General features: G+C 65.3%; 13 protein-coding genes. 2 read left to right on the top strand and 11 right to left on the bottom strand.

Translation table 11 applies throughout. The annotated features are described in order from the left end of the window. Positions 1-210 precede the first annotated feature (210 nt). The 9 genes from SOM61_RS03025 to SOM61_RS03065 form a co-directional block, all read right to left on the bottom strand. Positions 211-1422 carry a hybrid sensor histidine kinase/response regulator gene (locus tag SOM61_RS03025; RefSeq protein WP_320472720.1) on the bottom strand — a complete coding sequence of 404 codons (1212 nt, stop codon included), beginning with the start codon at positions 1420-1422 and terminating at the stop codon, positions 211-213. Next, positions 1419-2024, bottom strand: coding sequence for a chemotaxis protein CheB (locus SOM61_RS03030; protein WP_320472721.1), 606 nt, complete (start codon positions 2022-2024; stop codon positions 1419-1421). The genes SOM61_RS03025 and SOM61_RS03030 overlap by 4 nt, the downstream gene beginning before the upstream one ends. Further along, positions 2021-2812 carry a CheR family methyltransferase gene (locus SOM61_RS03035; protein WP_320473062.1) on the bottom strand — a complete coding sequence of 264 codons (792 nt, stop codon included), beginning with the start codon at positions 2810-2812 and terminating at the stop codon, positions 2021-2023. The genes SOM61_RS03030 and SOM61_RS03035 overlap by 4 nt, the downstream gene beginning before the upstream one ends. A 35-nt stretch (positions 2813-2847) precedes the next feature. Beyond that, positions 2848-6336, bottom strand: coding sequence for a response regulator (locus tag SOM61_RS03040; protein ID WP_320472722.1), 3489 nt, complete (start codon positions 6334-6336; stop codon positions 2848-2850). A 174-nt stretch (positions 6337-6510) separates the two neighbouring features. After that, positions 6511-9045, bottom strand: coding sequence for an excinuclease ABC subunit UvrA (gene uvrA, locus SOM61_RS03045; protein ID WP_320472723.1), 2535 nt, complete (start codon positions 9043-9045; stop codon positions 6511-6513). A gap of 108 nt (positions 9046-9153) precedes the next feature. Then, positions 9154-10401 (bottom strand): glycosyltransferase, encoded by a 1248-nt coding sequence (locus SOM61_RS03050; protein WP_320472724.1) that lies wholly within the window; start codon positions 10399-10401, stop codon positions 9154-9156. Between the two features lie 22 nt (positions 10402-10423). Further along, positions 10424-10960, bottom strand: a complete 537-nt coding sequence (locus SOM61_RS03055) for a pyridoxamine 5'-phosphate oxidase family protein (protein WP_320472725.1) — start codon at positions 10958-10960, stop codon at positions 10424-10426. A 134-nt stretch (positions 10961-11094) separates the two neighbouring features. Next, on the bottom strand, positions 11095-11574 hold the full coding sequence (locus tag SOM61_RS03060; RefSeq protein WP_320472726.1) for a cyanophycin metabolism-associated DUF1854 family protein: 480 nt from the start codon (positions 11572-11574) through the stop codon (positions 11095-11097). Positions 11575-11582: 8 nt separating this feature from the next. Continuing rightward, a complete protein-coding gene (locus SOM61_RS03065) occupies positions 11583-13862 on the bottom strand; it encodes a cyanophycin metabolism-associated ABC transporter (RefSeq protein WP_320472727.1) in 2280 nt (759 codons plus the stop codon). A gap of 295 nt (positions 13863-14157) precedes the next feature. Between SOM61_RS03065 and SOM61_RS03070 the strand changes: the two genes are divergently transcribed. After that, complete coding sequence (locus tag SOM61_RS03070; protein ID WP_320472728.1) at positions 14158-16326, top strand: cyanophycin synthetase; 2169 nt, start codon at positions 14158-14160, stop codon at positions 16324-16326. A gap of 24 nt (positions 16327-16350) precedes the next feature. Then, complete coding sequence (cphA, locus tag SOM61_RS03075) at positions 16351-18930, top strand: cyanophycin synthetase (RefSeq protein WP_320472729.1); 2580 nt, start codon at positions 16351-16353, stop codon at positions 18928-18930. On the opposite strand, the gene SOM61_RS03080 is transcribed toward cphA, so the two are convergent. Further along, positions 18917-19222, bottom strand: coding sequence for a hypothetical protein (locus tag SOM61_RS03080; protein ID WP_320472730.1), 306 nt, complete (start codon positions 19220-19222; stop codon positions 18917-18919). The genes cphA and SOM61_RS03080 overlap by 14 nt on opposite strands. Positions 19223-19279: 57 nt before the next feature. Then, positions 19280-19930 (bottom strand): hydrolase, encoded by a 651-nt coding sequence (locus SOM61_RS03085; protein ID WP_320472731.1) that lies wholly within the window; start codon positions 19928-19930, stop codon positions 19280-19282. Positions 19931-20097: the final 167 nt, after the last annotated feature.

Here is a 20097-nt window from a genome sequence, read left to right on the forward strand (position 1 = left end):
AGCGTGCTCATCCACCGCCTCGCCCGATCAATTGCCTTGCGCATGCAGAATCGCTCATTTTGGCGGCCAAAATAATTAGGGTCAGAGTCGAATTGTTGGCCAATTGCTCGGCGGATAACTAGGGTCAGAGTCGAATTAGCGGCTCATCCGCAAAAGTTGTCAAACAATTCGACTCTGACCCTAATTGGGGTCTGGGGTGGGTGGTGGGGGTCAGACGTCGGCTTCGGCGCAAATGGGGACGTCGGTGCACGGCAATACCAGGCTGAAAACCGAGCCTTCGCCAGGCTTGCTCGTTACGCGCAGCTCGCCGCCGTGCGAGATGGCAAGCTGGCGCGAGATGTACAGGCCCAGGCCCAGGCCCTTCGGCTCGCCGTTGCGGGCGCCGCGCTCGTAGGGCTCGAAAATGCGTTCCAGGTCGGATGGCGCGATGCCCTTGCCCTGATCGCGCACGTCGATCCGCACCAGGTCGCCAGAGCGCTCGACGCTGACCTCGACCGGCTGGCCGCAGCCATAGCGCAAGGCGTTGGTCAAGAGGTTGACGATCACCTGCTCGACGCGGAATTCGTCCCAGCAGCCGGTCACGCCGTCGTGCGGGCGCAGGGTCAGGGAGCTGCCGGTGGTGGCCGCCTGCAGCGACAGGTCGCTCACCACCCGCTCCAGCAGGTTCATCAGTTCGACCTGGGCCGGGCGGATCGACAGCTTGCCGCTGCGCATCCGCGAGACGTCGAGCATGTCGTCGATCAGCCGGATCATCGACTTGATCTGGCGCTCGTCGCGCTGGATCATCGCCTCCATCGGCTGTGGCGCGAAGGCGGCCGTGTTGCCGCGCTTGAGCTGCAGGCTGCGCATCTGCGTTTCCAGGAACAGCGTGTTGAGCGGCGTGCGCAACTCGTGCGCCACCAGCGACATGAACTCGTCGCGCATCTTGAGCGAGCGCTGCAGCTCCTGCTGGGTCTGGTTCAGCTCGCGCAGCAGCACTTCCTGCTCGTGCCGGCTCCGTTCCAGCGCCAGCATCTGGCGCCGCGTTTCGCGCCGCTGCTGGTCGAGCGCCACGAAGACGTTGACCTTGCTGCGCACCGCGTCGGCGTCGAGCGGCTTGTACATGAAGTCGACCGCCCCGCTCTCGTAGCCCTTGAAGGCGTAATCGAGTTCGCGCCCGGCGGCCGAGACGAACACGATCGGGATGTGGCGGGTGCGGGTGGTCGAGCGCATCACCTCGGCCAGCTCGAAGCCGTCCATCCCGGGCATCTGCACGTCGAGAATGGCCAGCGCGAACTCGTGCTCGAGCAGCAGCGCCAGCGCCTGTTCGCCCGACGCGGCCTGGTAGATGGCGCGCTGCTCATGGCGCAGCAGTGCCTCGAGCGCCTGCAGGTTTTCCGGCAGGTCGTCGACGATCAGAATCTTGCTTGGGTCCGGGCTCATGGGGTCTCCAACAGGGGCAGCACGGTACGGATGCCGGCCAGCGGCAGCACCATGTGCGGGGCGCAGCGCCGGATCGCCTCTTCGGGCATGGACCGGGCTTGTGCTTCTTCAGGGTCTTGGACGATGGTGAGGCCACCGCATTCGCGGATGCGGCACATGCCTTCGGCGCCGTCATAGTTGGCGCCAGTCAGCAGTATACCCGCCAACGCCGGACCATACACGTCGGCGGCGGACTCCATCAATATATCGATCGCCGGCCGGGCAAATTGCACCGGCGGCTCGCAGCTGAGCGAAAAGCTGCGGTCCTGTTCTATCGACAGGTGGTAGCCGGAACCGGCGAAATACACGGTTCCCGGCTGGATCGGTTCCTTGTCCTGCGCTTCGCGCACCGGCAGCGCAGCGCGCATGGCGAACAGCTCGGCCAGGCGGCTGTCGCGGTCCGGCGGCACATGCAGGATGCAGGTCACGGCCGGCCCGAACCCCGCCGGCAGCGCCGGCACCAGGCCGACCAGGGCGTCGACGCCGCCGGCGGAGCCGCCGATGACGACCATCTCGATCCGACGCGACCCCATGGCCGCGGCCAGTTGCTGAGCGGGGGTCATGGCGACACCTTGCGGAACAGGCGCTCGCGCCTGGCCAGCGCCTCGAAGCGCTCGGCATAGCTGGAAAAGTCGATGCTCTCCTTGCTGCCCAGGCCCAAAAAGCCGCGGTGGCACAGCGAGTCGTGGAACAGGCCGAGCACGCGGTCTTGCAGGCGCCGGTTAAAGTAGATCAGCACGTTGCGGCAGCTGACGAAATGGGTTTCCGAGAACACGCTGTCGGTCGACAGGCTGTGGTCGGCGAAGGTCACGTTTTCCATCAGGCTGCGCTCGAACAGCGCGCCGCCATAGGCGGCCGTGTAATAGTCCGAAAACGCGCCCTTTCCGCCCGACTTCTGATAGTTCTCGGTATACAGGCGCATGCGGTCCAGCGGGAACACGCCGCGCCGGGCCGCGTCCAGCGACTCGGGATTGATGTCGGTCGCATAGATGATGCTGCGCTCGAGCAGCCCTTCTTCCTTGAGCAGAATGGCCAGCGAATACACCTCTTCGCCGGTGCTGCAGCCGGCCACCCAGATCTTGAGCGACGGGTAGGTCTTGAGGAAAGGCGCCACCTGCTCGCGCACCGCCAGGAAGTACTCCGGGTCGCGGAACATCTCGGTGACGGGAATCGTCAGGTATTGCAGCAGCTGGGCGAAACCGTTCGGCTCATGCAGCACCTTCGACTGCAGTTCCGACACCGTCTCGCATTCCATCTCGCGCATGGCGACCAGCACCCGGCGCTTTTGCGAAGCGCCGGTGTAGTCGCGGAAATCGTAGTTGTACTTCAGGTAGACGGCTTCGACGAGCATCCGCAGCTCGATGTCGAAGTCGCTCGGGGGTTGGCTCAAATTCGCTCCAGGGTAGGCATCCAGACCCGCAGCAGCGAGTACAGGCGGGAGAGGTCAATCGGCTTGGCCAGGTAATCGTTGGCGCCGGCGGCCAGGCACTGCTCCTGGTCGTCCTTCATGGCCTTGGCGGTGATGGCGATGATCGGCAGGCGGTCGAAGCGGGCATCTAGACGGATGCGGCGCGTCGCTTCCAGGCCATCCATGCCCGGCATCATGATATCCATCAGCACCAGGTCGATCCCCGGCACTTCATCCAGTTTCGCGATCGCTTCGAATCCGTTGCGGCCGACTTCGACCTTCGCGCCGCGCTGCTCCAGCGCCGACGTCAATGCGAACACATTGCGCACGTCGTCGTCGACCAGCAGGATGGTGCGGCCTTCGAACACGCGGTCGCGTCCGCGCACCGCCTTGAGCATGCTCTGGCGCTCGGTCGACAGCTCGGATTCCACCTTGTGCAGGAACAGCGTCACTTCGTCCAGCAGGCGCTCGGGCGAGCGCGCGCCCTTGATGATGATCGAGCGCGAATAGCGCAGCAGTTCCGCCTCTTCGTCGCGCGTCAGGTTGCGGCCGGTGTACACGATCACCGGCGGGAAGGAGCACAGCTCTTCATGCGACATGCGCTCGAGCAGCTCGCCGCCCTGCATATCGGGCAGCTTGAGGTCGATGATCATGCAGTCGAAGACTTCGTTCTTCAGGTGGGTCAAGGCCTCGCTGGCGGTGCCCACGGCCGCGATCTCGACGTCGTCGTCGGCGATCAGGGCCACCACGCTCTCGCGCTGGCGCTCGTCGTCCTCGACCAGCAGCACGCGCTTGATCTTCTGGCTCGATTTTTCCTGCAGCTTGCGGAACACGTCTTCCAGCTCTTCGCGGCTGGTGGGCTTGAGCGCATAGCCGATGGCGCCCAGGTGCAAGGCTTCGCCGCCGTTCTCGATGCTCGAGATGACGTGTACCGGGATGTGGCGGGTCGACGGATTGTCCTTCAGTTGCTGCAGCACGGTCAGGCCCGAGCGGTCCGGCAGGCGCACGTCCAGCAGCACGGCGTCCGGACGCTGGCTGACGGCCAGCGCCAGGCCCTCGTCGGCGCTCATCGCCACCAGGCAGCGGTAATCGAGTTCGTGCGCCAGGTCGTACAGGATGCGTGCGAACGGCGTCTCGTCCTCCACCACCAGCACGGTGCGGCGGCCGCCGGCCGGTTTGTCGCGATCGTCCGGGAAGCTGTTGATCGGTTCCGCGCTGGCAGCGGGTGCGCTGGCCGCGGCCGGCATGGCGGGAGCGGCCGGCGCCGGCGTGTAATGCGGGAGCTGCGCCATCGTCGCCGGCGGTTCGGCCGGCGACGGCACTGCCGGGATCCCGCGCGGCAGCACCAGGGTGAACACGCTGCCTTCGTTCGGCGCGCTCGACACGGCCACGCTGCCGCCCAGCAGGCGGGTCAGGTCGCGCGTGATCGACAGGCCCAGGCCCGTGCCGCCGAAGCGGCGGCTGGTGGTGCCGTCGGCCTGGTGGAAGGCGTCGAAGATCTTGTCCTGCTGGTCGGCCGCGATGCCGATGCCGGTGTCCTGCACGCGGAAGGCGATGTCGCCCTCGGGCGTGGTCGACACGGTAAAGCTGACCGAGCCGATTTCGGTGAACTTCACGGCATTCGACAGCAGGTTCTTGAGGATCTGCTCCATGCGCTGGCGGTCGGTGTGCAGGCTGGCCGGCACGCCCGGATCGACGGCGATCTTGAACTCGAGCTGCTTCTGGCGCGCCAGCGGCTCGAAGGTGCGCGCCAGGCCCTCGACCACGCGCCGCAACGGCACGTCTTCCGGCACCAGCTCCAGCTTGCCCGCCTCTACTTTCGAGATGTCGAGGATGTCGTTGATCAGCTGCAGCAGGTCGTTGCCGGCCGAGTAGATCGTCTGGGCGAAGCGCACCTGCTCGTCGGAGAGGTTGCCGCCGCTGTTATCGGACAACAGCTTGGCCAGGATCAGGGAGCTGTTCAGCGGCGTGCGCAGCTCGTGCGACATATTGGCCAGGAATTCGGACTTGTAGCGGCTCGCGCTTTCGAGTTCGACTGCGCGCTGGTGCAGCTGCTCCTGGGCCGATTGCAAGGCCGAGTTCTTCATGTCCAGGTTCAGCGCCTGCTCGGCCAGCTGATCGTTGGTGGTGCGCAGCTCGGCCTGCTGGTTTTCCAGCGCCGACTGCGACTCTTCCAGCGCGCGCGACTGTTCTTCCAGCTCTTCGTTGGCGGTACGCAGCTCTTCCTGCTGCACCTGCAATTCCTCGTTCAGGGTCTGGCTTTCTTCCAGCGCGTCCTGCAGGCGCTGACGGTACAGCACAGCGGCCATGGCGGCGCCCACCGACTGCGCGATAAAGCCCAGGAACTCGCGGTCGCGCTGTTCCACCGGACGCAGGAAGGCGATCTCGAACACGCCCTTGACCTTGCCGTGGTTATGGAACGGCGCGATGATCAGCGCGCGCGGCGGCGTGTCGCCCAGGCTCGAACTGACCTTGATATAGTCGGGCGGCAGCTGGTCGAGCACCATCAGGCGGTTTTCCTCGGCGGCCTTGCTGGCCAGCGTGCTGCCCGGCGCGATGATCTCGGCGCGTTCGGTCTCGGTATGGGTAAAGCCATAGGCGCCGATGCGGCGCATGGCGCCATCGTCGCTGCGCACGTACATGGCGCCGACCGCACCATCGAGGTACTTCACGACATAGGGCAACAATGCATCGGCCAGCGGCTCCAGGTTGATCTGGCCGGCGCTGCGAACATTCAGTTCGTTCTGGCCGGTGCGCAGCCAGTCCTGGTGGCGCAGCTTGTCATTGTGCTCGGCCTCGTGTCCCAGCACCTCGTTATAGGTATCCGACAGGCGCACCAGCTGGCGCCGGCCGAAGGCGGCCAGGCTGCCGCCGACGACCGCGGACAGGATCAGGAAGGCGGCCACCGACCAGAAGGTGGTGCTGCGCGCGCCGTCGCTGCGCTCCTGCAGCAGGCGCATCTCGGAGGCCAGCACCAGATCGAAGTTGCGCCGCATCTCGTCGGTCAGCGACTTGCCGCGGCCGCTTCTCACGGCATCGAGATAGCTCAGGTCATTGGCCCGGCGGCGGTCGATCATCTCCTGAGCAAAGGCTTCCCACTGCTTCTGGATCTGGGAGATCCGGGTCACCCGTTCGGTCTGGGCGATATTGTCCTTGACCAGGTCGCCCAGCGCATCCAGGCTGGACGACATGCGTTGCCTGGACAGGACGTAGGGCGACAGGAATTCCTCGTCGCCCGCCAGCAGGTAGCCGCGCATGCCCGATTCCATCTCGGCCGACAGCTTGCGGATTTCATGGGCGCCCCCGATCACCTTCTGGGAATGCTCGACCCAGGTCAGGCTATTGATCAGGTAGGCGATGATGCCCACAAACACAATCGCACTAACAATGCTCATGCCCAGCGGCAGCGCGACATTGCGGGAGAGGATGCGGCGAAACTCGCTGTTTTCTATGGTTGGACCGGCCATGCCTGTTGTTCTGTTAGAAAAAAAATATCCTAAGTGTAACGCAAATGTGAAATTGCGCGCACACCAAAGTGGCACGGTCGTGCGCAAGCACGTCCCGGCTGGCGAAGGAACGATATTATCAAAAAGCAACCAAATCCGGCGCACTGTTCGATGCTCCGGATTTTCTGACTTTTACTAATTCATCTGCGCCGCCAGGTAGCGTGCAGTGCGACTTTTCTTGTTGCGCGCGACATCCTGGGGTAGGCCGGACGCCACCACCGAACCGCCTTCGTCGCCGGCGCCAGGGCCGACGTCGATCACCCAATCGCTGCCGGCCACCACCCGCATCGTGTGCTCGACCACGATCACGGTGTTGCCGGCATCGACCAGGCGGTTCAGCTGCACCATCAGGCGGTCGGCGTCGACCGGGTGCAGGCCGGTGGTCGGCTCGTCCAGTACGTACAACGCGTCGCCGCGCGTGGCGCGCTGCAGTTCGGAGGCCAGCTTGATGCGCTGCGCCTCGCCGCCAGACAGCTCGGTGGCCGGCTGGCCCAGGCGCAGGTAGTCCAGGCCGACCTCGTTGAGCACTTCCAGCGAGCGCTCGACGGCGCCTTCGTCCTTGAAGAAGTCGATCGCCTCGCCCACCGTCATGCCCAGCACTTCGGCGATGTTCTTGCCCCGATAAGTCACCTCCAGCGTCTCGGCGTTGTAGCGCGCTCCTTCGCAGGTCGGGCATGGCGCGTAGACGCTGGGCAGGAACAGCAGCTCGACCATCACGAAGCCCTCGCCGGCGCAATGCTCGCAGCGGCCCTTGGCGACGTTGAACGAGAAGCGGCCGGCGTCGTAGCGGCGCTTCTTCGCATCCTTGGTCGCGGCAAACAGCTTTCTCACCTGGTCGAACAGGCCGGTGTAGGTCGCCAGGTTCGAGCGCGGCGTGCGGCCGATCGGTTTCTGGTCGACCCGCACCAGGCGCCGCACGCCCTCCATGCCGGACACGATGTGGCCGGCCAAAGGCAGTTCCTCGTCGCGTTCAAGGTCTGGCTCGTCCGGCTGCTCATCCTGCGCCGCGCCGCCCTGCCCCAGGGCCTGGCTCACGAGCTCGACCAACACCTGGCTCACCAGGCTCGATTTGCCGGAGCCCGACACGCCGGTCACGCTCGTCAGCACGCCGAGCGGGAAAGCGACTTCCAGGTCTTTCAGGTTGTTGCGGTGGACGCCCGCGAGCTTCAGCCAGCCGCCCGGTTCACGCGGCGTGCGCTGTGGCGACGGCGCTTCGCCGAACAGGTAGCGCCGGGTCTGCGACGCCTCGATCTTGCGCAGCCCTTCCGGCACGCCGCTATATAGCACTTGGCCGCCGCGCTCGCCGGCCAGCGGGCCGACGTCGACCAGCCAGTCGGCCTGGCGTATCACGTCCAGCGCGTGTTCGACCACGAACAGCGAGTTGCCGGCCGCCTTCAGCTGGGCCAGCGCGTCGAGCAGGGCTTCGGTGTCGGCCGGATGCAGGCCGCTCGACGGTTCATCGAGCACGTAGACCACGCCGAACAGGCTCGATCGCACTTGCGTGGCCAGGCGCAGGCGCTGCAACTCGCCCGGCGACAGGGTCGGCGTGCTGCGTTCGAGCGCCAGGTAGCCCAGGCCCAGCGCCAGCAGCACCTCCAGGCGCGCGGCCAGGTCGGCGGCGATGCGGCGGCGTACGATCAGCTGCTCGTTGTGCAGGTGACGCTTGTCCTCATCCTTGTCCTTGCCCTGCGCATAGGGCAGGAGCAGTTCGGCCAGCCGCGCCAGCGGCAGGCGCGAGATCTCGGCGATGTCGTGGCCGGCAAAGGTGACCGACAGCGACTCGCGCCGCAGGCGCTTGCCTTCGCATTCCGGGCAGGCGCTGCTGACCATATAGCGCGCCACGCGCTTCTTCATCGAGGCGCTTTCGGTATTGGCGAAGGTCTGCATCACGTAGCGCCGCACGCCGGTGAAGGTACCTTGATAGCTGGGCGTTTCCTTGCGCTTGAGGGCCGCTTTCGTTTCCTTGGGTGTGAAGCCGGCATACACCGGCACCGTCGGGCTCTCGTCCGTGTACAGGATCCAGTCACGGTCCTTCTTGGGCAGCTCGCGCCACGGAGTGTCGACATCGTAGCCGAGGGTGACCAGGATGTCGCGCAGATTCTGGCCGTGCCAAGCTGGCGGCCAGGCGGCGATCGCCCGCTCGCGGATTGTGAGGCTGTCGTCCGGCACCATCGAGTGTTCAGTCACATCGTAGATGCGGCCCAGGCCCGAGCAGCGCGGGCAGGCGCCTTGCGGGGTGTTGGGCGAGAACGATTCGGCATACAGCAGCTCCTGCCCTTTCGGATAATCGCCGGCGCGCGAGTACAGCATGCGCAGGGAATTGCTCAGGGTGCTGACGCTGCCGACCGAGGAGCGCGCGGTCGGCGTGCCGCGCTGCTGCTGCAGGGCGACGGCGGGCGGCAAGCCTTCGATCTCGTCGACCTCGGGCACCGGCATCTGGTGGAACAGGCGGCGCGCATAGGGCGAGACCGATTCCAGGTAGCGCCGCTGGGCTTCGGCGTACAGGGTGCCGAAGGCCAACGAGGATTTACCCGAGCCGGAGACGCCGGTGAACACCACCAGCTGCCCGCGCGGGATGTCGAGGTCGACGTTTTTCAGATTGTGTTCGCGCGCGCCGCGCACGTGGACGTAACCGTCTTCGGCCATGTTTTTGGCCCTGTCTTTGGCCATGCTTTTCTTGTTGGAAGTTTTGCTGGGCATCTGCCCTCCGGCATTATCGAGAATGCCTCATTGGACGCTTGCGGGCACCAGACGTCGGTGCGCTTGCCAACAGTGCAGTCAAGCCAGGGTTTCCAGGCGCGCACACACCCCATCGACGCCGCCCTGCCCGGCGAACCGCGCGGCAAGCCCGGCGCTACGCGCCGCGACCTGCGTGTTTCCGACCACCTCTTGCAAGGCCGTCGTCATGCGCGCCGGCGTGACGCGCGCCGCATGCAGGCTGGCGCCGGCCCCCATCGCCACCACCCGCGCCGCGTTGTCGAACTGGTCGTGCGCCAGCGGCACCACCAGTTGCGGCGTGCCGGCCCGCAGGGCTTCGGCCGTGGTGCCGATGCCGCCGTGATGGACCAGGGCCGCGACGTGGGGCAGCAAGGCCTTCAGCGGGACGTATTCCTGCCAGCAAATGTTTGGGGCCAGTGTGGCCGGCAACTGTTCGAGGTGCGGCGTCAGGAACACCGCGCGCAGGCCGAGTTCAGTCACCGCCTGCGACGCCGCCTCGAAATAGGCACGTGCCTGGCGGTTGCCAGTGCCGGGCGTGAACACGACCGGCGCCGCGCCGCCATCGAGAAAGGCGCGCAGCTCAAAGCTCGGTGCGGCATTCGGATCGGGGTCGTAGAGCGGGAAATCAGCCTGATACAGCGGCCGCGGCCAATCCGGCGGCGGCGCGGCGAACCAGTCGGGGAACAATGCCAGCGACAGGTCGGGAATGGAAGGAATGTAGTCGACCATACTGCCCACCTGCGGCAAGCCGCGCACCACGCGCGCCCTGTTCAGGCCGGGCAAGGCCACCGGATCGACGAAGCGCGCCGCCAATGCGCGCCACAGCCAGCGGCGCGCACCATGCGGCATCCAGGCCGGCACCGGCCAGGGGCCAAGCAGCAGCGGGTCGTGCACGGTCGGCAGATTGGATGGCGCCAGCCAGGCCGCCGCGATCTTCAGGCCGGGACAGGCGTGGCGGCACAGGTCGGCCTCGGGCAGCGCCAGCGGATGGACCAGCAGCACGCGCCGCTCGTTCGGCTGTTTGCGGGCGAGCGCTTCGACCACCCGCGGCAGCTGCGCCATCGCCGGCCGCGTCGCGTCCCACACCACGGCCAGGCCGCGGGTGGCATGCCACAGATCGGGATGGTCGAGCACAGCCATATCGGCCGGCAAGCCATGGAAGGCCAGTCCGGCCGCCTCGACGTATTGCGCATGCTGTTCCGGGCCGAGAAAATCGACCCGGTTGCCGCGCTCACGCAGTGCACGGCCGATCCATAGGAAGGGAAACAGGTCGCCGGCCGAGCCGATCGTCGCCAGGATGAAATGCACCCGCCTGCCTCCCCTTTCTCAATTAGAAGGACAGTGTACCTTCGATCGAATCGTCAAGCGTTTTGCCGATCACAGCGCCGACCGCGACCTTGACGCCGGCCACCGCATCGCCGTGCTTGTTGTCCCAGTAATAGCCGGTCTTGGGCGTGATCTTGATGACGGTGATGCGCGGATCGTCCTCACCCCCGGTGAACCAGGTCTTGAGCATCGAGTTCCACAACTGCTTGATGCGCCCCTTGTCTTGCGAGACCTCGGCGTGGCCGTCCAGCTCCAGGAAGCCGGAATGCTTACCCGACTGGAAAAACAGCTTGACGGTTGGATTGGCCTGCAATTCCTGGTTCTTGTGGCTGTCGATGCTGCTCAAGAACCAGATGGCGCCGGCATCGTCGGTCTCGCGCACGCTCATCGGGCGCACGCCACGGCTCGGGCCTTGACCGTCGCCGGTGCAGAAGAAGCACGAGTCGGCGTCGTCGATCATGTCCTTGATGCGCTCGATGGCATCGACGCCGGCCAGGTCGCGGCGGTTTTCTTCGGCTTGGTTGCGGTTGATGGAATCCATAGTCTTCTCCTCTGAGGATGGCCATGTGGCCGATGAGAAGACTGTAATCGGATCGCTACCGCCGGTATGTGGGGGGCCGAACGCTGGGCAATCGAATTGCCCGGCGCCCGGTTCAACACAGGTTCACAGGAGATTTACAGGAAGCGGTCCAGAATCTTGCGGCTGTGCTTGTCTATCTTGAACATATCGCGCACCAGGAAGTTGATGCCGTGGTTGTCCGCGATCAGCAGCGATGCTTCGCCGATGCGACGGATGTCTTCATCCACCTTGAGCACGAAGGCGGTGTCGCCTCGGTCGGTCTGCACGGTCCAGGTGCAGGGCGTGGCAAAGCTCGACACGTCCAGGATGGCCAGGATTTCGGGAATAAACTCGCGGCCCTCGATTTCCTCGCGGATCAGGGTGCGGATGGTGTCCGGCATATCGGCCAGGTCGTCGATCCAGGCAACCTCCTTGCCGCCTTCCCGCACCAGTGAAATGCCCTTGGTCGGCGCCTGGATCGGGAAGGCACGCACCGGCGTCACGCCGACCCATTCCTCGCCGTTTTCCAGGGTAATAATAAGTTTGCCAAAGCTGTCGCGGCGCAGCTGGAAGGGGATAGTTTGAATGCTCCTCATTTGCGTCATCATGCGTCCTTGTCGTCCAGATCCTGGTCCACGTTGCGCGCCTGCGCTTCGTAGAGTCGGTGGTAAGCGCCTTCGCGCGCCATCAGCTCGTCGTGATTGCCTTCCTCGACCACCACGCCGCGGTCCAGCACCACCAGGCGGTCGGCCCGGTGCAGGGTCGACAGGCGGTGCGCGATGGCGATCGTGGTACGGCCCTGCACCAGATTGTCGAGCGCCTTCTGGATTTCTTTTTCGGTTTCCGAGTCCACCGACGAGGTCGCTTCGTCCAGGATCAGGATCGGCGGATCGATCAACAAGGCGCGCGCGATCGAGATGCGCTGGCGCTCGCCGCCCGACAGGCCCTGGCCGCGCTCGCCGACCATCGAATCGTAGCCCTGCGGCAGGCGCAGGATGAATTCGTGGGCATGGGCGGCGCGCGCCGAAGCGATGATCTCTTCGCGCGTGGCGTTCGGCTTGCCGTAGGCGATGTTGTCGGCAATGGTGCCGAAGAACAGGAAAGGCTCCTGCAGCACCAGGCCGATATTACGGCGGTAGTCGGCCACGGCAAACGAGCGGATATCCTGGCCGTCGAGCAGGATCGCGCCTTCGGCCACGTCGTAGAAGCGGCAGATCAGGTTGACCAGCGTGCTCTTGCCCGAACCGCTGTGGCCGACCAGGCCGACCATCTCGCCGGCCTTGATCTTGAGCGAAATGCCACGGTTGACAGCGCGATTGCCGTAACGAAAACCAACCTCGCGCAGCTCGATATTGCCCTCGATCTTGTCGACTTTCACCGGATTGACCGGGTCCGGCACGCTCGAGACGTGGTCGAGGATGTCAAAGATGCGCTTGGCGGCCGAAGCCGATTTTTGCGTCACCGACACGATGCGGCTCATCGAATCCAGGCGCACATAGAAGCGGCCGCTATAGGCGATGAAGGCCGACAAGGTACCGACCGTGATGTCGCCGCGCGAGACCTGCCAGATGCCGAAGCACCAGATCACGAGCAGGCCCAGTTCGGTCAGGAACGACACCGTGGGCGAGAACAGCGACCACACCCGGTTCAGCTTGTCGTTGACGGCAAGGTTGTGCTTGTTGGCTTCGCGGAAGCGGGCCGCCTCGCGCTTTTCCTGGGCAAAGGCCTTGACCACCCGGATGCCGGGAATGGTGTCAGCCAGCACATTGGTCACCTCGCCCCAGACGCGGTCGATTTTTTCGAAGCCGGTGCGCAGCTTGTCGCGCACGATGTGGATCATCCAGGCAATGAACGGCAGCGGCAGCAGGGTCACCACCGCCAGCCAGGGATTAATCGTGAACAAGATAATGCCCGTCATCACGATCATCAGCACGTCCGACAGGAAGTCGAGCAGGTGCAGCGACAGGAAGACGCAAATCCGGTCCGAACCGCTGCCGATCCGCGCCATCAGGTCGCCGGTGCGCTTGCCGCCGAAGAATTCCAGCGACAGCCGCATCAGGTGTTCATAGGTGGTCGAGCGCAGGTCGGCGCCGATGCGCTCGGAGGCCAGCGCCAGCACATAGGTCTTGGCCCAGCCGAGCAGCCAGGCCAGCAGCGCGGCCGCGAACAGGCCGCCCATATACATATAGACCAGATTGGTATCGATTTGCTGCCCGTTCTGGTACGGAATCAGCACATTGTCCAGCAGCGGCATCGTCAGGTACGGCGGAATCATGTGCGCGCCGGTCGAGCCCAGCATCAGCAAGAATCCCAGCAACAATTGCCCTTTATAGGGCTGGGCGAAGCGCCACAGGCGGAACAGGGTCCAGGTCGACGGCGGCGTATGCAGCACTTTCTCGCAAATCGGGCAATCTTCCTGGTCCGGTTCGAGCGGCGCCTTGCAACTTGGACAAGTGTGCTGGTCCGGCGCTTGTACGGGGACTCCCGTGGCCACGCTCTGGACCTGGTCGCGGAAATTGTCGGCGACGCGGATCGCGTGCAGGTTCTGGCCCAGAGTAAAGCGCCAGGCGGACAGCAGCCCGCCATCGTCGATCAGCTCCAGGTGGCCGACGCCGGCGTGGTCATGGTGGCGCAGTTCAGTGCCGGCGCGGTGCGACCAGTCGCGCCAGTCGGTCTCGCCCGGTGCGCGCGCCAGCAGGCGGCGATTCGTCACCAGCACCAGGCCTTTTGAAAAATGTAATTTCGCGTCGAGGTCAACCTCCACGCTGCTTAAAACGTTTTCCCCTGGTGCAAGCTGTTTCGCGACGTCACTTTGCCACCGTTCAGGTACGGAACTGGCGGCTAACGCAAGCGACGATGGAATAGCAGGTTGTTGAGTTGTCATGTATTGCGCCCGATAACAGGCTTTTGTTCTCTAAGGGTGGACATGGCGCCGGTTCGGCGATGCACAAGGATCGTCGTTACGCCGTTGCGTGAAACGCTCCACAGAGCGCTAGAACGTTTGTGCGTATCGTTTGGATGACACGAGAAACGTGTTAGTAGGAATGTTGCGGCGCAGCAGGCCGGCAAGTGTACATGAGTCGATCGGTACGCGGCCGCTTTCGGCACCGTTTTGGAAGTCAGGCAGACAAGGACAAGTCGCCAGCGCAAGAGAGGCGATCGGCGACAAAAGTGATTACATGACCAAGAAGAATGACATCAAATTCCTGCGCATCAGCTATCTGCGCGGACCGAATATCTGGACCTACCGTCCGGTCCTTGAGGCCTGGCTCGACATCGGCGAGCTGGAAGACTATCCTTCGAACCTTCTTCCCGGCTTCACCGAGCGCCTGACCGCCTGGCTGCCCGGACTGGTCGAGCACCACTGCGGCGTCGGCTACCGCGGCGGCTTCCTGGAGCGCCTGGTTGATGGCACCTGGGCCGGCCACATCCTCGAACACATCGTGCTCGAGGTGCAGAACCTGGCCGGCATGAAGACCGGCTTCGGCAAGACCCGCTCGACCGGAGAACACGCCATCTACAAGATGGCCTTCCGCACCCGCGATGAAACCGTCGGCCGCGCCGCGCTCGACGTCGCCCACCGCCTGATGATGGCCGCGATCAACGACGGGCCGTTCGACCTTTCCAGCGAAGTCGCGCGCCTGACCGATATGGTCGACCGCCACTGCCTGGGCCCGTCCACCGCCCACATCGTGGACGCCGCCACCGATCGCCGCATCCCGTCGATCCGCCTGACCGACGGCAACCTGGTGCAGCTCGGCTACGGCGCCTTTCAACGCCGCATCTGGACCGCCGAGACCGACCGCACCAGCGCGATCGCCGAAGGCATCGCCAGCGACAAGGACATGACCAAGTCGCTGCTCTCCTCGTGCGGCGTGCCGGTGCCGGAAGGTGCGATCGCGCGCAGCCAAGAGGACGCATGGGAAGAAGCCCAGGACATCGGCCTGCCGGTGGTCGTGAAACCGATCGACGCCAACCACGGCCGCGGCGTGTCGCTCAACCTGCTGACCGAGCTTGAGGTCAAGGCCGCCTACACGATCGCTTCGGTGGAGGGTGAGAGCAGATCGGTGCTGGTCGAACGCTTCATCACCGGCAACGAACACCGCCTGCTGGTGGTCGGCCGCAAGGTGGTGGCTGCCGCGCGCGGCGAGTCGGTCTGGGTGACGGGCGACGGCCGCCAGAACGTGGCCGAGCTGTGCGAAACCCAGATCAACGTCGACCCGCGCCGCGGCGAGAGCGAGGAATTCCCCTTAAGCCCCGTCAAGCCGCGCGAGAGCGAAGAAAACCAGCTGCAGCTGCAGCGCCAGGGCCTGAGCCCCGACTCGGTCCCGCCTGAAGGCCAGAAAGTGCTGATCCAGGTGAACGGCAACGTCGCCGACGACGTGACCGACCTGGTGCACCCCGACGTCGCCCACGCCGCCGCCCTGGCCGCGCGCATCGTCGGCCTGGACATCGCCGGCATCGACCTGGTGTGCGAAGACATCTCGCGTCCCCTCCAAGAGCAGCGCGGCGCCATCATCGAAGTCAATGCCAGCCCGGGCCTGCTGGCCCACATGAAGCCGGCCAGCGGCACAGCGCGCAACGTCGGCAAGGACATCGTCGACCACCTGTTCGCAGAGGGCGAAACGGCGCGCATCCCGGTGGTCGGCGTGACCGGTTCGAAGGGCTGTAGCCTGATCACGCGCCTGGTCGGCTGCCTGGTCAACATCACGGGCAAGGAAGTCGGCGTCGCCAACGGCGAAGGCCTGTACCTGAACGCGCGCGCAATCTCCAATCGCGATTCGACCGGCGTCGATGCGGCCCAGCGCATCCTGATCAACCGCAACGTGGAAACCGCCGTGTTCGAATCGAACGCGCGCTCGATCCTGCAGGACGGCCTGCCCTACGACCGCTGCGCGGTGGGCGTGGTGACCGACATGAACGGCATCGAGGACGTGGCCGAATTCCATGTGCGCGATGCCGATGCGATGCGCACCGTGATCCGCAGCCAGGTCGACGTGATCCTGCCGGACGGCGTGGCGGTGCTGAACGCGGCAGACGAACAGGTGGCCGGCCTGGCCGAGCTGTGCGACGGCAGCGTGATCTATTACGCGGCCGACGAAACCAACCCTGTCCTGGCCGCGCACCGCCAGGACGGCGAACGCGTGGTGTTCGCACGCGACGGCCGCATCGTGCTGGCCGCGGGCGAACAAGAGACGCTGCTGATCGCGCTGGCGGCGATGAAGCCGTCGACCGTGAAGTACCCGGAGAACGTGCTGGCCGCAGTGGCCGCCGCGTGGGCCCTCGGCGTGCCGAGCGACCTGCTGTGCGGTGGCCTGCGCGCCTTCGACGCGACGCCGAAGAAGTAATCCATTAATAAAGGAAGACGGTTTATGGAAGTATCTCGCGTACGGGCCCTGCGTGGCCCAAATCTCTGGAGCCATCACACTTCGGTCGAGGCCATCGTGGCGTGCACGCCGGAAGAAGAATCGATCGCCACCTTGAATGGTTTCGAATCGCGCCTGCGCGTGCGCTTCCCGCAGATGGGCGCCCTGCAACCCTTCGGCCACGACGACACGGTACCGCTGTCGCACGTGCTGGAACTGGTGGCGCTGACCCTGCAGGCCGAAGCCGGCTGCCCGGTGACCTTCAGCCGCACCACCGCCACCCTGGAAACCGGCATCTACCAGGTGGTGGTCGAGTACAGCGAAGAAGACGTCGGCCGCCTGGCTTTGGCCCTGGCGCAGCAGCTGATCGGGTCGGCCCGCGCCGACACCCCGTTCGACCTGGCCGCCGCGCTCAAGCAATTGCGCGATCTGGACGAAGACGTGCGCCTGGGCCCATCGACCGGCTCGATCGTGCAGGCCGCCGTGGCCCGCAACATCCCGTTCCGCCGCATGACCGAAGGCAGCATGGTGATGTTCGGCTGGGGCAGCCGCCAGCGCCGCATCCAGGCCGCCGAGATCGACGCCACCGGCGCCATCGCCGAATCGATCGCCCAGGACAAGGAACTGACCAAGAAGCTGCTGGACGCGGCCGGCGTGCCGGTGCCGCAAGGCCGCGGCGTGATCGACCCTGACGACGCCTGGGCCGCGGCCCTGGAAATCGGCCTGCCGGTCGTGATCAAGCCGAAGGACGGCAACCAGGGCAAGGGCGTGACGGTCAATGTCACCACCCGCGAACAGCTAGACGCCGGTTTCAAGGCAGCCAGCGAGTTCCGCGACGACATCCTGGTCGAGCGCTACCTGCCGGGCCACGACTACCGCCTGCTGGTGGTCGGCGACAAGATGGTCGCCGCCGCACGCCGTGAACCGCCGCAGGTGATCGGCGACGGCAAGCACACCGTGCGCGAACTGGTCGACGCGGTCAACCGCGACCCGCGCCGCGGCGACGGCCATGCGACCTCGCTGACCAAGATCCGCTTCGACGACATCGCCCTGGGCACCCTGGTGCAGCAAGGGATGAATGCCGACTCGGTCCCGGCCCTGGGCCAGCGCGTGGTCCTGCGCAACAACGCCAACCTGTCGACCGGCGGCACCGCCACCGACGTGACCGACGACGTCCATCCTGAAGTGGCCGAGCGCGCGATCGCCGCCGCCCACATGATCGGCCTGGACATCTGCGGCGTCGACCTGGTGGCCGACAGCATACTGAAACCGATCGAAGACGTGAGCGGCGGCATCGTCGAAGTCAATGCCGCGCCGGGCCTGCGCATGCACCTGGCGCCATCGTTCGGCAAGCCGCGCGCGATCGGCGAAGCAATCATGGACACCCTGTTCAAGGAGGGCGACGACGGCCGCATCCCGGTGGTGGCCGTGACCGGCACCAATGGCAAGACCACCACCGTGCGCCTGATCGCGCACCTGCTCACTGCCTCGGGCCTGCGCACCGGCATGACCAATACCGACGGCGTCTACATCGAAGGCCGCCGCATCGACAGCGGCGACTGCAGCGGTCCGCGCAGCGCGCGCAACGTGCTGCTGCACCCGGACGTCGACGCCGCCGTGTTCGAGACGGCGCGCGGCGGCCTGCTGCGCGAAGGCCTGGCCTACGACAAATGCCAGGTCGCAGTGGTGACCAATATCGGTTCGGGCGACCACCTGGGCCTGAACTACATCACCACGCTGGAAGACCTGGCCGTGCTGAAACGCGTGATCGTGCAGAACGTGGCCGTGGGCGGCATGGCGGTGCTTAACGCCGCCGACCCGACCGTGGCGGCGATGGCCGAGAAGACCCGCGGCGAAGTCACCTTCTTCGCCCAGGACGTCGGCAATCCGATCATGGCGATGCACCGCGCCCAGGGCCGCCGCGTCGTCTTCGTCGATGAGGGTTATCTGGTGGCGGCGCAGGGCCAATTCGTCGAACGCATCGATTTGAAGGAAGTGCCGATCACCCGTGGCGGCGTGGTGGGCTTCCAGGTCGAGAACGTGATGGCGTCGGTGGCCGCCGCCTGGGGCGTAGGCACGTCGTGGGAAGCGATCCGCCTGGGCCTGAAGACCTTCGTGGGCGAGAGCGACAACGCGCCGGGCCGCTTCAATGTGTTCGACTACCGCGGCGCGACCGTGATCGCCGACTATGGCCACAATCCGGACGCGATCGCCGCGCTGGTCAATGCAGTGGAAGGCATGCCGGCCAAGCGCCGCTCGGTGGTGATCAGCGGCGCCGGCGACCGCCGCGACCAGGACATCCGCCAGCAGACCGAAATCCTCGGCAAGTCCTTCGACGACGTGCTGCTGTACCAGGACCAGTGCCAGCGCGGCCGCGCCGACGGCGAGGTGATTGCGCTGCTGCGCGCGGGCCTGGCGGGCGCCACCCGCACCGGGCACGTGGAAGAGATCGATGGCGAGTTCGTCGCCATCGACCGCGCGCTCGACCGCCTGGACGAGGGCGACCTGTGCCTGGTGCTGATCGACCAGGTCGACGCCGCGCTGGCGCACATCACGCGGCGCGTGACCCAGGCTAAGGCGGCCTGAGTCGTAGCCGGCAAAAAGGGCAGTGGCGATTCTGCGGAATCGTCACCCCGAGTTCCTCTTCGATGGCCTCGCGCGACAGGCCATGCGCCAGGACGAAGACGCTGACGCCGTTCCCGCAAGCGGCGGTCAGCGCCTCCACACCAAGCGCGTCCATCCAACCGTAGAATTCATCGCCCTCATGCAGCGGCTGGACATCCAGCTGCTCGGCCAGCACATGGCTGCCATCGGCCAGGCGCAGGCCGAATCGTCCCGTCGACGCGTCGGCGAGTACGACGATACCCTGCTGTCGCATTGCTTTCCTTTGTGTGGCATGGCAGCGCGCCACGCGCTCGTGGCGCGCTGCCGCTGATCAGGCCTGATTCTTGGCGCGGGGGGCGCTGAGCAGTTGGGTTTCCCATGACAGGGCCACCGAGGCGGCGCCGCCGTTTTCGTAGATGATGTTGGTTACGCCCTCGAGCGTGCTCTCGCGCGCATAGTCGCGCTGCCACTCGGACACGATGGCAAACCAGGTGATCGGCGTGCAGCCGGCTGCAACCATGCGGCGCACAGCCATGTCGTGCGCTTCCTCGCTCACGCCGCCGGATGCGTCGGTGACGACGAAGACATCGTAGTCTTCGCCTGCGGCCTGGATCGCCGGCATCGCCAGGCAGATCTCGGTGTACAGACCGGCAAGCACCAGCTGCTTGCGGCCGCTCTTTTTCACGATGTCGGTGACCTTGGTGTCTTCCCAGGTGTTGATGAAGGTGCGGTCGATCGGCTTTTGTTCAGGGAAGACTGCCTGCAGTTCCTTGATGAGATAACCGCCGCGTTCTTCCAGCACGGTGGTCAGGATCGTCGGCACATTGAAGACTTTTGCCGCCTTGGCCAGGCCAACCACGTTATTGATGATCATGGTCGGCTCATGGCTTTTCAGGCATGCGAACTGGAATGGCTGGTGGTCGATGAGAACGACGATGCTGTCTTCTGGACGCAGAAGCGCCTTGAGTCCATTCTTGCTCATTTTGTCTATCCTTAAATTGGCCAAGCACCGGGGCGTGCTTGGGAAGCAATAAGGTAGCAATGCGACGATCTAGCGGCAATGACGGTTCCTGCGGTTAGTTGACGGATCTTGCTGCGTCAGGATCCGAGGTGGGAATGTTATCCTGCGCCGATGAGCACTGCGCCCCT

The sequence above is a fragment of the Massilia sp. CFBP9012 genome (genome assembly GCF_034045115.1).
In the GTDB taxonomy this organism is placed as follows: Bacteria; Pseudomonadota; Gammaproteobacteria; order Burkholderiales; family Burkholderiaceae_D; genus Telluria.

Coding starts and splice junctions, on each gene's coding strand:
- uvrA (WP_320472723.1), bottom strand. CDS start 9,045: ATGGCCAAAGACAGGGCCAAAAACATGGCCGAAGACGGTTACGTCCAC.
- SOM61_RS03030 (WP_320472721.1), bottom strand. CDS start 2,024: ATGACCCCCGCTCAGCAACTGGCCGCGGCCATGGGGTCGCGTCGGATC.
- SOM61_RS03060 (WP_320472726.1), bottom strand. CDS start 11,574: ATGAGGAGCATTCAAACTATCCCCTTCCAGCTGCGCCGCGACAGCTTT.
- SOM61_RS03025 (WP_320472720.1), bottom strand. CDS start 1,422: ATGAGCCCGGACCCAAGCAAGATTCTGATCGTCGACGACCTGCCGGAA.
- SOM61_RS03085 (WP_320472731.1), bottom strand. CDS start 19,930: ATGAGCAAGAATGGACTCAAGGCGCTTCTGCGTCCAGAAGACAGCATC.
- SOM61_RS03080 (WP_320472730.1), bottom strand. CDS start 19,222: ATGCGACAGCAGGGTATCGTCGTACTCGCCGACGCGTCGACGGGACGA.
- SOM61_RS03070 (WP_320472728.1), top strand. CDS start 14,158: ATGACCAAGAAGAATGACATCAAATTCCTGCGCATCAGCTATCTGCGC.
- cphA (WP_320472729.1), top strand. CDS start 16,351: ATGGAAGTATCTCGCGTACGGGCCCTGCGTGGCCCAAATCTCTGGAGC.
- SOM61_RS03040 (WP_320472722.1), bottom strand. CDS start 6,336: ATGGCCGGTCCAACCATAGAAAACAGCGAGTTTCGCCGCATCCTCTCC.
- SOM61_RS03035 (WP_320473062.1), bottom strand. CDS start 2,812: ATGCTCGTCGAAGCCGTCTACCTGAAGTACAACTACGATTTCCGCGAC.
- SOM61_RS03065 (WP_320472727.1), bottom strand. CDS start 13,862: ATGACAACTCAACAACCTGCTATTCCATCGTCGCTTGCGTTAGCCGCC.
- SOM61_RS03055 (WP_320472725.1), bottom strand. CDS start 10,960: ATGGATTCCATCAACCGCAACCAAGCCGAAGAAAACCGCCGCGACCTG.